Annotated in this window: 14 protein-coding genes and 2 tRNA genes; 5 read left to right on the forward strand and 11 right to left on the reverse strand. The window is 69.1% G+C overall.

The annotated features are described in order from the left end of the window. Together SACHA_RS19810 and SACHA_RS0101705 are read right to left on the reverse strand one after the other, a co-directional pair. A partial coding sequence (locus SACHA_RS19810; RefSeq protein ID WP_039737589.1) for an AAA family ATPase occupies positions 1–713 on the reverse strand: 713 nt, incomplete at its 3' end. A gap of 88 nt (positions 714–801) precedes the next feature. Further along, positions 802–1,443 (reverse strand): NADPH-dependent FMN reductase, encoded by a 642-nt coding sequence (locus SACHA_RS0101705; RefSeq protein ID WP_019806698.1) that lies wholly within the window; start codon positions 1,441–1,443, stop codon positions 802–804. A 429-nt stretch (positions 1,444–1,872) separates the two neighbouring features. On the opposite strand from SACHA_RS0101705, the gene SACHA_RS0101710 reads away from it, so the two are divergent. Next, a tRNA-Lys gene (locus SACHA_RS0101710) sits at positions 1,873–1,944 on the forward strand. A gap of 71 nt (positions 1,945–2,015) precedes the next feature. Here the strand turns inward: SACHA_RS0101710 and SACHA_RS0101715 are convergent. The 3 genes from SACHA_RS0101715 to SACHA_RS24240 all read right to left on the reverse strand — a co-directional run bounded on the left by SACHA_RS0101715 (position 2,016) and on the right by SACHA_RS24240 (position 3,621). Next, positions 2,016–3,068 (reverse strand): tyrosine-type recombinase/integrase, encoded by a 1,053-nt coding sequence (locus SACHA_RS0101715; protein WP_019806700.1) that lies wholly within the window; start codon positions 3,066–3,068, stop codon positions 2,016–2,018. A gap of 113 nt (positions 3,069–3,181) precedes the next feature. Beyond that, positions 3,182–3,358, reverse strand: a complete 177-nt coding sequence (locus SACHA_RS0101720) for a helix-turn-helix transcriptional regulator (RefSeq protein WP_019806703.1) — start codon at positions 3,356–3,358, stop codon at positions 3,182–3,184. Next, a complete protein-coding gene (locus tag SACHA_RS24240) occupies positions 3,355–3,621 on the reverse strand; it encodes a replication initiator (RefSeq protein ID WP_157601558.1) in 267 nt (88 codons plus the stop codon). The genes SACHA_RS0101720 and SACHA_RS24240 overlap by 4 nt, the downstream gene beginning before the upstream one ends. On the opposite strand from SACHA_RS24240, the gene SACHA_RS24245 reads away from it, so the two are divergent. After that, a tRNA-OTHER gene (locus SACHA_RS24245) sits at positions 3,583–3,669 on the forward strand. The genes SACHA_RS24240 and SACHA_RS24245 overlap by 39 nt on opposite strands. Positions 3,670–3,699: 30 nt before the next feature. Next, positions 3,700–4,038: a hypothetical protein gene (locus tag SACHA_RS24250; protein ID WP_198010079.1), complete on the forward strand. Its 339-nt coding sequence runs from the start codon at positions 3,700–3,702 to the stop codon at positions 4,036–4,038. A gap of 750 nt (positions 4,039–4,788) precedes the next feature. On the opposite strand, the gene SACHA_RS0101730 is transcribed toward SACHA_RS24250, so the two are convergent. The 6 genes from SACHA_RS0101730 to SACHA_RS0101760 all read right to left on the reverse strand — a co-directional run bounded on the left by SACHA_RS0101730 (position 4,789) and on the right by SACHA_RS0101760 (position 9,195). Then, positions 4,789–5,568, reverse strand: coding sequence for a DUF2637 domain-containing protein (locus tag SACHA_RS0101730; RefSeq protein ID WP_019806707.1), 780 nt, complete (start codon positions 5,566–5,568; stop codon positions 4,789–4,791). Positions 5,569–5,602: 34 nt separating this feature from the next. Beyond that, positions 5,603–6,364 (reverse strand): GGDEF domain-containing protein, encoded by a 762-nt coding sequence (locus SACHA_RS23560; RefSeq protein ID WP_083935746.1) that lies wholly within the window; start codon positions 6,362–6,364, stop codon positions 5,603–5,605. 78 nt (positions 6,365–6,442) lie between these two features. Continuing rightward, positions 6,443–7,948: an FtsK/SpoIIIE domain-containing protein gene (locus tag SACHA_RS0101745; RefSeq protein WP_019806713.1), complete on the reverse strand. Its 1,506-nt coding sequence runs from the start codon at positions 7,946–7,948 to the stop codon at positions 6,443–6,445. A gap of 84 nt (positions 7,949–8,032) precedes the next feature. Continuing rightward, a complete protein-coding gene (locus tag SACHA_RS0101750; protein WP_232211787.1) occupies positions 8,033–8,194 on the reverse strand; it encodes a hypothetical protein in 162 nt (53 codons plus the stop codon). Between the two features lie 17 nt (positions 8,195–8,211). Next, the gene (locus SACHA_RS0101755; RefSeq protein WP_019806718.1) at positions 8,212–8,463 is read right to left on the reverse strand and encodes a hypothetical protein; all 252 of its coding nucleotides are present in this window, start codon (positions 8,461–8,463) and stop codon (positions 8,212–8,214) included. 378 nt (positions 8,464–8,841) lie between these two features. Further along, positions 8,842–9,195: a hypothetical protein gene (locus SACHA_RS0101760; RefSeq protein WP_019806720.1), complete on the reverse strand. Its 354-nt coding sequence runs from the start codon at positions 9,193–9,195 to the stop codon at positions 8,842–8,844. A gap of 125 nt (positions 9,196–9,320) precedes the next feature. On the opposite strand from SACHA_RS0101760, the gene SACHA_RS0101765 reads away from it, so the two are divergent. Together SACHA_RS0101765 and SACHA_RS0101770 are read left to right on the forward strand one after the other, a co-directional pair. Continuing rightward, the gene (locus SACHA_RS0101765; protein ID WP_019806721.1) at positions 9,321–10,166 is read left to right on the forward strand and encodes a GntR family transcriptional regulator; all 846 of its coding nucleotides are present in this window, start codon (positions 9,321–9,323) and stop codon (positions 10,164–10,166) included. After that, complete coding sequence (locus SACHA_RS0101770; protein WP_019806723.1) at positions 10,163–10,843, forward strand: HAD family hydrolase; 681 nt, start codon at positions 10,163–10,165, stop codon at positions 10,841–10,843. Before SACHA_RS0101765 ends, SACHA_RS0101770 begins: the two co-directional genes overlap by 4 nt. The last annotated feature ends 142 nt before the right edge of the window (positions 10,844–10,985 follow it).

Below are 10,985 nucleotides of genomic sequence, written 5' to 3' on the forward strand. Positions count from 1 at the left end.
CCGGCCCGGCGGTCGGCCGCCAGGGTCAGGGCCGCCAGCGGGTTGCCCGCCGCCTCGCCGACCGTCTCGTCGCGGAGGTGCCGGTCCAGGTCGGGTGTGTGCGCGTCGAGCAGTGCGGCCACGGCGGTGTCGTCGAGTCTGGCCAGGGGCAGATCCGGCACCCCCGGTGTGGGGAACGCGGGTGCGTGCGTGTCCCGTGCGGCGAGCAGCACCGCGACCGGGTGCGCGTCGGCGCGGCGGGCCGCGAACAACAGGGCCTCGGCGGACGGGGTGTCGAGCCAGTGGGCGTCGTCCACGACGACCAGGACGGGCGCACGGAGGGCGAGCGTGTCGAACAGGGTGAGCAGCGCCTGTCCGACCGGGACGTCCCCGTCGGTGCGCGGGGTCCGCCCGCTGTCCGTGCCCAGCGCGCGCCGGAGCACCCGGGCGTCGTCCGGATCGAGGTCGCCGACGGCGTCGAGCACGCTCCGCAGCAGCAGATGCAGACCGGCGAACGGCAGTTCGGACTCGGGTTCGAGGCCCGTGCCGCGCAGGACGGTGAGCCCGGTGGCGGTGGCCGTGGTGGCGGCGTCGTCCAGCAGGGTCGTCTTACCGATGCCCGCCTCCCCCTTCAGGACGAGGGCGTTTCCGCGTCCGGCGCGGGCATCGGCGACGAGACCGTGCAGAGTGGACAGCTCCTCCGCACGGCCGAACAGGGTGCCGGTGGTTCGCATGACCCCAGCATCGAACTTCGAGTATTGTCGAAGTCAAGGGTTGTTCACCTGCGTGGATTATGGTCTGTACGTCCGCGTCCGGTCGCGCTCAGGCCGAGTACGGGTGCTCGGCACGGGCACGGCGGAGCGCGACGGCCCACCAGGCGAGTTGGTCCAGCATCTGTTTGGCCGCCGCGCTCGCGGAGGCGGCTTCCGAGGGTGTGCCGTCCTCGCCGAACACGGTCGGGTAGTTGTGAAAGCTCACGGTGTTGCGCATCGTGACGGCGTGCAGTTCGGCGAAGACCAGCCGCAGCTGCTCCACCGCGCGCAGCCCGCCGCCCATCCCGCCGTAGGAGACGAAGGCGACCGGCTTGGCCTGCCACTCGGAGTGGTAATGATCGATCGCGGTCTTCAGGGCGGACGGGAAGCTGTGGTTGTACTCGGGGGTGACGACGACGAACGCGTCGGCGTCCGCGAGCCGTTCGCCGAGCGCGGTGACGTCGGGGGTGGTGTCGAGGGACTGGGGCAGGTCGAACCCGGCGAGATCAAGGACCTCGACGGACAGGGCGCCGTGTGCCCGCACCTCGGCGGCGAACCAGTCGGCGGGGACGGGGCAGAACCGCTCGCGGCGGGTGCTGCCGACGAGGACGACGAGCCGTGGCCGGTCGGTGGGGTCGGCGTGCGCGGGGCCGGTGGTCGCGGGTGTGGTGGTCGCCGCGTCGGTGCTGGTGTGCGCTGTCGTGTTCGTCATGGCGACGACGCTAGGGAGACGGCCCCGGGCGCGGCATCTGTCAGTCGACCGGCATCAGAAGGTCGGTCGGTGACTGTCACGAAGCGGAACTACTCAATTCACCCTGGTAGTGGTTCAGTACCACGCGCAAGTCACCTAGCGTGGACAGTCGGCGCGACCACCGCGTTCGAAGGGGTGACTGCCATGAGTAACTGTGGATGTTGCGGTTCCTGCAGCGGCCCGAGCTGCGGATGCTGCAGCAAGTGCTGACCTGAGGAACCCTCCGAGCGGTCCCGGTGGCACACCGTGCCGTCGGGGCCGCGTCCTCATGCGCGGCCCCGCCTCGGGGTCGAAGATGACCAGCGGAGTCGGTCCCGCCGTCGGACGTGATCCTCGATCGCCCGCCTGCTGTGCCGGGCGCGGCGCCCCGTCGTTAGACTCTGAGGCCACGGGCCGTTAGCTCAATGGCAGAGCTGTGGACTTTTAATCCATAGGTTCTGGGTTCGAGTCCCAGGCGGCCCACCGACACCCCAGGGCACGGCCTTACTGCCCCGACCGGCGCAGGAGCAGCCCCACAGTTTTCCCACAGGGAACTACTCGGACTGTTTACCGAGCACGTCTTCCAGCGCCGACGCCGCGGCCCGGCCGGCGACCTTGCGCCCGAGGTAGACATCCTGGGTCATCGAGGGCTGGGCATGGCCGAGCTGGTCCGCGATCACACGTGCGCTCAACCCTGCCTCATCGAGCACTGTCGCGGCCGTCTTGCGGAACACGTGCGATGTCACCCAGGCGAAACCCTCGCTCCCCCGGACCTGCCGCAGCACGCGCAGCACGTTCGACGGATCACGAAGCCCGCCCTCGGAGTTCGGAAAGACCGGACCAGCGATCGAGGTCCCCGTCCGCAGGGCCTCCCGGTATCGCCGGCTCAGCATCTCGACCGCCCACGACGGCAGCGGTAGCACACGTTCCCCCGCGGCCGTCTTGGTCGACTTCCGGACCAGGCCTTCCCCCTTGATCCGCATGACCGTGTAGTTGATCCCGACCGTGGCCTCTCCGAGGTCGACATCCTCCCAAGTGAGGGCCAACGCCTCGCCGATGCGCACACCAGTCGCCATCATGAAACGCGACAGATCGGGAAGATCCCACCTCGCCGCCTTCTCATCCGCTTCGAGCTGAGCAAGCCACTGCGACCGTTCCTCACGGGTGAGCGCACGAGGACCTTCGGAACGACCAGCACTCAGCGGACGAGTGTCCCGAATCGGATTCGAGGTCACCGCTCCATGCCGAGCGGCATAGCCCAGCAGGCCCGAGACCACCGACCGCGCCGTCTTCGCCGTCGCCACCCCGACGCTCGAACTCAGGGCCGCCAGGAAGCGATCAGCATGTGCCACCGATACTTCCCGGATCCGGAGCTCTCCGAGTCCGGGCAGCACGTACCGATCCAGCACCGACCGATACGCCTGACCAGTACCCGGAGACTTCCGACCGCTCTCCACATCGAGCTCGACGTCACCGAACCACAGCTCAGCGATCTCCTTGACCCGAGTCTCGGAAGTGATGCCATCCCCGACCAGGCCGGCCCGCTGCTTCAAGGCACGCTTGAGCGTCCGTTCCGCCTCACCCTTCGTCTTGCCAGCCCGTTCCACCTGCTTCGTGCGACCGTCGAAGTCACGAAACAGCGTCCGAGCTGTCCAACTCGACCCTCTCCGGAGGAATCGGATCGCACCGTGTGTCCCGATCTCGAGTGGTGGCCGGCCCATCAGACCTCCCCCTGCTGTTCGACCCAGGTCTCGACGTCCTGGGGCCGGTAGCGGACGTACTTGCCGATGCGCCGGCCTTCGGGGCCGTAGCCTTTGGTGCGCCACTGGTAGAGCGTGTTGACGGGGACGCCGAGGTAGTCGGCGACGTCGCGGATGGTCAGGAGTTTGCTGCTCATCGCGGGGTCTCCTCTCGGTATTGCTGGCGGCGTTGGTCGCGGATGCGGTCGGCGATGCCGGCGGCGAGTTCGCGTTCGGCGTCGTTGCGGTAGCCGGTGCCGGTGAAGGCCCAGTCGTTGACCACCACGACCGCGTCGGGGTCGAGGTCGAGCGCCTCGAGGGTTTCGGCCAGGCGGAACGCGCGCCGGTCGCTGCGGATGGCGCGGAAGGTGGTCGAGTAGGCGCGGCTTTTGGTGAGGAAGTGGCCGCGGAAGCCGAGCATGTGCGCCCAGCGCCGCAGGTTCAAATGCTCGTAGGCCTGCAGGCCGCCGAGGTCCCAGGCGGTGCGGATCATGCACCGGTGGTGGTCGGTCGTGCGGAGATGGTCGATGTCGAGTTCGGAGCGGATGCGCCGATCGGCGGCTTCGGTGGTGCCGGTGCCCTTGGTGGCGTACTTGGCGATGTAGCCCGCCAACGCCTGATCGGTAATCCCGTCATCCCCGCTGTTGTCGTCGGCGGTGGTGATGTGGCGAATGTCGAGTTGGTCACCCCACCGCAGTGCGAGCGGGGTGCCGTCCGGCCGGTAGGTGCGCACGACAACGGCCTGTACGGCGGCAGTGACGGCGTCAGCGAGCAGGGTGGAGGTGGCCCAGGCCGGGGCACCGTCGCCGGGACCACCGGGTCCGTCGAGGCGGATTAGGGCGTGGAAGTGGACCAGACCGCGCCGTTGGTACTCGGCGACCTTGCTGTAGGACAGCCGGGCATGGTCGGCGAACTCGCGGGCACGCAGCCCTGCCCGGTGGGCGAGTTCGCGGCGTAGCCGCATCGTGAACCGGTGCCAGAGCTTCCCGGCATGGGCTTGCCAGAGCACGGCCCCGGTGTAGTCGTAGCCGTCCGGATCGAGCGCGGTACCGAGACGGGGGTCGTCTTCGCTGCGGTGGTTCTCGCCGCAGCCGCAGGGCAACACCCGGCCCCGCTTCGAGACCCGCCGGGTGTGGACCCGGCCGAACGACGGGGCGGTCAGGGTGACGAACGCCCGAGGATGCGCGGTCACCGTCTCCGGCACGCCCTTGGCGCCGCCGCAGACGCCGGCCCGGACGAGGTGGAAGGCGTCGGCGGCGTAGCGGTCCGAGCAGGCCGGGCACACGCTCTCACGGCGGTTGCCGCACGGGGTGAAGATGCTGCCCCCACTCTCATGCAGCACGGCCCCGGTGTGAGAGTCCTGCAGCCGGTGGGAGCCGAGCAGCCGCACGGGCCGGGCACAGCCGTTGACGGATCGGACCTTGGCGCGCCATTTCTGGTAGTCGACCGACCGCAGTCGCGCGGCCAGGCGTTGTTCCAGCGTCAGCACGGACGCGAACCTCCTGAAGAGACGAGAAAGGGGCGGAGCGCGACACCGTGAGAGATGTCCGCCCCGCCCCGGCCAGGTGAGCGAGTGATGGACGCGGGATCAGGCGGGGACGGCCTGCCCGTCGAGGTCGGCGAGGATCCGTTCGGCCATCGCCTCCGGTATCCGGGCCGCACTGCGGACATCGGCGACCGTGGGCTGTCGGCCCTCGTTGCGCGCCCGCTCGACGGCCGCGGTGACCCGGTCGAGCACGTCGGCCGGAAGCCGCACACCCGGGACCCTCCGAGCCTCCGGAGCAGAGCCCCCGGCCCCGTTCACGGGGGTGAGCGAGGGTTCCGTGACCGGATCCGGGGCGCTCACCACAGGCTCCGGCGGGTCGACGGGTGCAGGCGCCGGCGTCGTCGGTGCGGCCGGTGCGGGATCGGACTGCGGTTCCGCCTCGAGGGCCGGCCCCGCCGAGGGCGTGGCTTCCGGGATGGCAGTGCGCCGCATCAGCAGCTTGACCACGACGAGGAAGCCGAGGGCGGGCATGGCGGCCAGCAGCCACCCGGCCGGGGTGCGTTCGGCGAGCGCGACCTGCGCCGCCATCTGGATCCCGAAGGCCACCACCAGGACGACGACCGGGAACGTCACCCGCCGGGGCGGTCGCAGTCCCGCGTCCTGCTGCCGTCGGTCGCGCTGGATCTCGAAGCCAGTTACGACCGCCATGCCCTCGATCACCACCGCATCCGCCCAGGCCAACCACCCGGTTTGCCCGTGGTGAACCGCCCAGTCGTGGGTGTGCTTGAAGCCGGCCGCCGCGCCGATGCCGCCCAGCACCACGGTGACCACGGTGCGAATCACGTTGGGCAGCGACCAGCGCCCGTTTCCTGCCTCCGACATGGGGACTCCTCCCGTTGGTTGCGTGTTCGGCTAGTCACTCGGCTTGAGCAGGGCGAACAGGCCCTTGACGAGGCCGATCAGGCACAGGCCGGCCGCGATGGACCACGCCGGGTTGATCAGCCAGACCACGGCCAGCAGCACGAGCACCGCGAGCAGGATCAGCAGGCCGCCCAGGAAGCCCTTGCCGGTCATGTGGATGTGCATGGGAGGTCATCCCTTCCAGTGGGTGGAAAAGGCCCGCACAGGGCGCTTCAGGGGTGGGGTGGGTGATGTGCTTGTCGCCGTACATGCGGTCGTCCGCGGTAGCGAGCAGCGCGGACAGCTCGGCGGTCCCGCTGGGGGCGGCCATCACGCCGAACGCCATCGACGCCGCGATCGGTTGGCCGTCGACGACATCGAGGGAGTCGACCGCGGCCCGGTAGTCGTCGGCACGACGACAAGCCCGGTCGGTGGTGCTGCAGGGGATGAGTACGGCGAACTCGTCACCGTGCAGCCGCACCGGCAACTCCCCACCGACCGCGCAGCGGCGGAGCCGGGTGGCGACCTCGACGAGGACGCGGTCACCGAAGCGATGCCCGTGGGTGTCGTTAAGCGCCTTGAAGCCGTTCATGTCGCCGAGCGCGACGGCGACCATTGGGGTCCGGCGTCGCGCCCGCTCGAAGGCCTCGACGAGGGCGAGCCGGTTGCCCAGGCCGGTCAGCGGATCGGTGCGGAGCCTGCCCCGCAGCCGGTAGGCACACAGGCCCGAGGCCACGGTGGTCGTCGTGGTGAGCGTCAGGGCGAGATGTGTCAGCATGGGACCTGCCTCTCTGTAGGCAGGCCCGCCCGGGAGTCTCATGCCAGGGAGACCGGGCGGGCCGTTCCGTCTGTGGGATCAGGCGCTCTCGTCGTCGCGCCAGTCGTCTTCGGTGATCTCTTCGACCTCGTCGTCGACCTCCCAGTCGGTGAAGTCGATCTCCTCGACCTCGCCGCGGCCGTGGTCCTGCTGCGCAGGGGTGGCCGGGTGGGTCGTGTTGTCGGTGTCGCGGCGCAACGGCACGACCGAGGCACGGTGTTCGGTGACGAACCGGACGAGGTCGGCGATGTCGTCATCGCTGGTGTAGGCGGCCCGCACCCGCAGCGGTTCGCGGCGACCGTCCTTTTTGACGTAGGCGACGCCGGGCAGGTAGGTGGGGATCTTGTCGGCGAAGGCGCCCATGTCGCGCATGCCTTCCCCGAGGCACATGTCCACGTACGAGGGCGCATCGACCCGCAGGGCGATCTTGGTCGGGAACAGGCCCCGCATCGGGACGGTGTCCTTGGTCGGTTCCTGCGTGGCGGCCAGGACCCGCCCCAGCACGGCGCGGTACTGCGTGAGCGCCTTACTCAGCAGTGGTTCCGCGGCCCGGACGATGTCGCGGGAGCCGTAGGAGGTCAGCGCGGCCAGCTCGTCGCAGACCAGCACCTCCACCGGGGTGTCCGGCGAGGGCTTGGCGGTGCGCTCACCGTCACGGCCGAGGCGGAGCTTGGTCGCGTCGAGCGTGTCGACGTACTCGCGCAGCACGTCGAGCCCGTCGCGCTCGTTGTCGGCGAACCGGTGGAACATCGGCCGGCCCGCGCCGAACTCCATGCCGCCCTTGGGATCGATCACCCACAGCCGCACCTGACCGGCCCGGATCAGCGGCGCGAGGGTGCGCAGCAGCGACCACAGCCACGAGCCCTTGCCCGCCCCGGTCTCCCCACCGAGCAGCAGGTGCAGATCCTTCGTGAGCAGGTCGAGGGCGAACTTCCGGCCGTACTCGTCGCGGCCGATCGTCAGCGTGCCGAGATCGACCGACTCGGGCGCATCGGCCAGCTCGGGCAGCGGGACGGTCATCTCATCGAAGGGCTCCCGCCGCTGCAGGTCGAGCGCGATCCGGCCCGGCTTGAGCTGGCGGATGTTGCCGGCCCTCGCCCGGTAGGCGTTGGTCAGCCGGTCCAACGCCTGTTCGAAGTCCTCCGGCTGCTGCCCCTTGGCCATACGGATGTGCAGCGAGTCCCACACCCAGTTCGACCGCACCCGCAGCAGCTTCGGCGTCAACGCCTCCCCGCGGTGGTCGGCCGTGGTGAGGCTGCAGGAGAACACGATCCGTTCCCACTGCCGTTGATAGATCAGCCACCGCCGCCACCAGGCCCGCAGCAGCCGACCGGCGAACCGGTCGAACGTGGGTTGATCCAACAGCCGCCACGACGCCCCCGCGAGCACCGCGACGCCGGCAGCCACAAGCACGGCCTGATACCCGGCCCACAGCACCGCCGACTCCAGCACCACCACCGAGCCCGTCGACCGCGGATGCCGGCCGATGAACCGCGCCGTCGTTCGCACCGGAGTCCGGTGCGCACCCACTCGCGTGTCCCGCATGTCACGTCACCTTCCGTCGAGCATGAAAAAGGGGCGCCGGACTCCCGGTGTCGAAAGTCCAGCGCCCCGCCGAGTCCCGCCGGGTCACTCCCGGCGTTGAGTCATCTCCAGGTGAGCGACGAGGTCGCCCACCGAGTTGCGCAGCTTGTTCAACGAAGTCCCCATTCCCTTCGGAACCCCGAGCTGCCTAAGCGTGTTCACCAGCGTCAACATCGTCGCGTCGATCCGGCGAACCGTCGAATGCACGCCCTCATCCTTGGCCATCACTTCTTGTATCCCTTCGCCACGCTGGAACCGACCTTCTTCCCGATGTCCCCCCGAACACCGCGCAACGCCGACCGGACCTTGCCGGTCAGATCCGTCGCCGCATCGAAGTCCTTCTTCTCGACGATGTCGCCCTCCAGGAACTCGACCCGGTCGAGGTCCCGGTCCAACTCGTCGATGATGTCCGCGATCTTCTTCAACCGCTGCACGGCAGCCGTGTTCTTCCGCGGCATCCCCAGACGCACGTCCACGAGCTCACCACCCCTTCTTCTCGGTGCTCACCGACCAGGCCACAGCCGCCCAACCCACGTGGCCGGCCAGGCAACCCGAACCGTGAAAACCCACAGCCATCACACCTTCCCGAACTGTTCGCAGTGCACGTCGCACGAGTGCCGGTACAGCCACCTGTCGCAGTGGCACGCGGGGCAGTACGCCAACGACAAAAAACTCACCCCTTCCATCGAGGGTTGGGCAAAGAACCAGTTACAGCGCTACGAATAGTGCCGTTTTTCGGCATAGCTCGGCCCACTCTGGAATTTTCAAACAACGAAGAAGTGCCCTTGCCCGACTCGAACGGGCCACTCACCACAGAGGAAGGGCTGACGGCCGTTCTCAGGCCGAATGGCGCATCATCCGGCGAACTTCACGCCGGTCGCCCGCCACGACAGGCCGGACATCGTGCGCCCCCCGAGCTCGCTCTCCCAGTGCGACACCCGCGGGTTCACCAGCTCGACCCGCGATCCCTCCGGGATCTCCTCGTGCGGCTCGGTCTCGAGCGTCACGCGGATCTCCGAGCCCTTGCCCGCCGGACGCCCGTCCACGGCCTTCGGCTTGGCGAACAGCACCACGACGTACTGCGTCGCCCCCTGCCAGTCCGTGACGACCTCGGGCTCCCCCTTGTCGTTTTCGCGCATCTTGACCTGCGGCTCCTCGCTGACGAGCAGCTTGTAACCGTCGAGGAGAACCGGGATGTTCCGCAGCATGTCTGCCTCCAGTGACCTTTCTAGCTTGGCTAGGCAGGAACGACTATAGCTAGCCTGGCTAGTCAGGTCAACACGTGGCTAGGCCGCCTAGCGTGTTGCGGGCGGCCCGCCGTACTCTGAGCGGCATGGACGGACTCGACCCTGACGACCCGCGGCCGCCGTATCAGCAGATCGCGAACGCGCTCCGAGCAGCGATCCTGACGCGGAAGTTCGAGCCGGGGGAGAAGCTGCCGTCGGGGACGGTGCTCGCGAAGCGGTACGGCGTGGCCCGCATGACCGTGCAGCAGGCGATCCGGGTTCTCCGGGACGAGGGTTTGATCGTGTCCCGACAGGGCAGCGGGGCCTACGTTCGCGAGCGCACGGAACGGCCAGTGGGACTCCGCCCGCACCTGGAACGGGCGTTCGAGGCGCCGAGCATCTCCGTCGACTTCGCCGGCTTCTCGGGCGAGACGCTGCACGGTGCGATCGCGGAGCCGCTGGACAAGATCCGCGCGGGCCGGCTCCGGCCGGAGACCCTGTCGGTCCGGTTGCTCGTTCCCGATCCCGACATCCCGTGGTCACTACCCGCACGCGTCGAGGACCTGGCCGACAGCCCGGCGTTCCGAGCTCGGGCCCGCGGCATCATGGCGCGGCACACCGAGGCGGTCGTGGACGCGGTCAACGAGATCGGGGAACTCGGCCTGGTCGAGAACGCCCGCGCCGAGGTGCGCGTCTACCCAGCGGTGCCGCTGTTCAAGCTCTACCTGATCAACGACTCGGAAGCCTTCTTCGGCTACTACCCCGTGCAGGAACACACGGTGAAGCTCGACGACACCCCGACCCCGATCTGGGACCTCATGGGCAAAGACACCGTGCTGTTCCACCACAGTGCCACCGACGACGAGGACACGATGGCCTCGCAGTACGTCCGGCAGTCCCGGATGTGGTTCGACAGCCTCTGGACAACGGTGGCGCGGGAGCTCACGCGGTGAACGCCGCGAAGCTGGTCACGCGAGCGCGGCACATCCTGCTCGACTTCGACGGACCAGTCTGCGCCGTATTCAGCCACCTGCCGGACCATGCCGCCGCCGACCGACTCCGCGCCAGACTCGCCGAGCTCGAGCAGCAGCCCCTTCCCGCGGACGTCGCCCAGGCCCACAACCCGTTCGACGTTCTGGCCCACGCGCACACACTCGGCCGCACAGCAGCACTCGAGGTCGAGACCGTGTTCCGGGAGGCCGAGGTGCAAGCCGTCCGCAACGCCCAGCAGGCACCAGAACTATGCCCAGCGCTGCAACACTTCGCGGCGCATGACCGAGTGGTGACGATCGTCAGCAACAACTCCGCGGCCGCAGTCGAGGCGTACCTACAGCAGGAAGGTCTGAGCCGCTACGTCAGCGACATCGCCGCACGCACCCCTACCGACATCGATCGACTCAAGCCCGACCCGCATCTACTCCACCGAGCGATGACGGCACACGGCACCAGCCCCGGCGAGTGTCTGATGATCGGCGACTCCAGCAGCGACATCCAGGCAGCACGCGCCGCAGGGACCGCGGTCGTGGCCTACGCCAACAAGCCCGGCAAACACCAGCGCCTCGCGGCACACCACCCGGACGCCATCATCCGCGATCTCACCGAGCTCATGCCCAACCGGGCGACCACGTAGCCGCAGCGCAGAGCGTGTGTTCAAACTTTCTTCTCTTGTTCAAGGGCGGCCCCTCCGGGGCCGCCTGCCTGCTCACCTGGTGGGGCCGCGAAAGCGGGTCGGCGGGCGTGCGGCTGGCGCCGGTCCCGCCGGCCCGCACGCG

The organism is Saccharomonospora halophila 8 (genome assembly GCF_000383775.1).
GTDB lineage: Bacteria > Actinomycetota > Actinomycetes > Mycobacteriales > Pseudonocardiaceae > Saccharomonospora > Saccharomonospora halophila.

Coding starts and splice junctions, on each gene's coding strand:
- SACHA_RS24240 (WP_157601558.1), bottom strand. CDS start 3,621: ATGCTCGGCTTCCGCGGCCACTTCCTCACCAAAAGCCGCGCCTACTCG.
- SACHA_RS23560 (WP_083935746.1), bottom strand. CDS start 6,364: ATGCTGACACATCTCGCCCTGACGCTCACCACGACGACCACCGTGGCC.
- SACHA_RS0101745 (WP_019806713.1), bottom strand. CDS start 7,948: ATGCGGGACACGCGAGTGGGTGCGCACCGGACTCCGGTGCGAACGACG.
- SACHA_RS0101760 (WP_019806720.1), bottom strand. CDS start 9,195: ATGCTGCGGAACATCCCGGTTCTCCTCGACGGTTACAAGCTGCTCGTC.
- SACHA_RS0101765 (WP_019806721.1), top strand. CDS start 9,321: ATGGACGGACTCGACCCTGACGACCCGCGGCCGCCGTATCAGCAGATC.
- SACHA_RS0101720 (WP_019806703.1), bottom strand. CDS start 3,358: ATGAGCAGCAAACTCCTGACCATCCGCGACGTCGCCGACTACCTCGGC.
- SACHA_RS0101730 (WP_019806707.1), bottom strand. CDS start 5,568: ATGTCGGAGGCAGGAAACGGGCGCTGGTCGCTGCCCAACGTGATTCGC.
- SACHA_RS0101705 (WP_019806698.1), bottom strand. CDS start 1,443: ATGACGAACACGACAGCGCACACCAGCACCGACGCGGCGACCACCACA.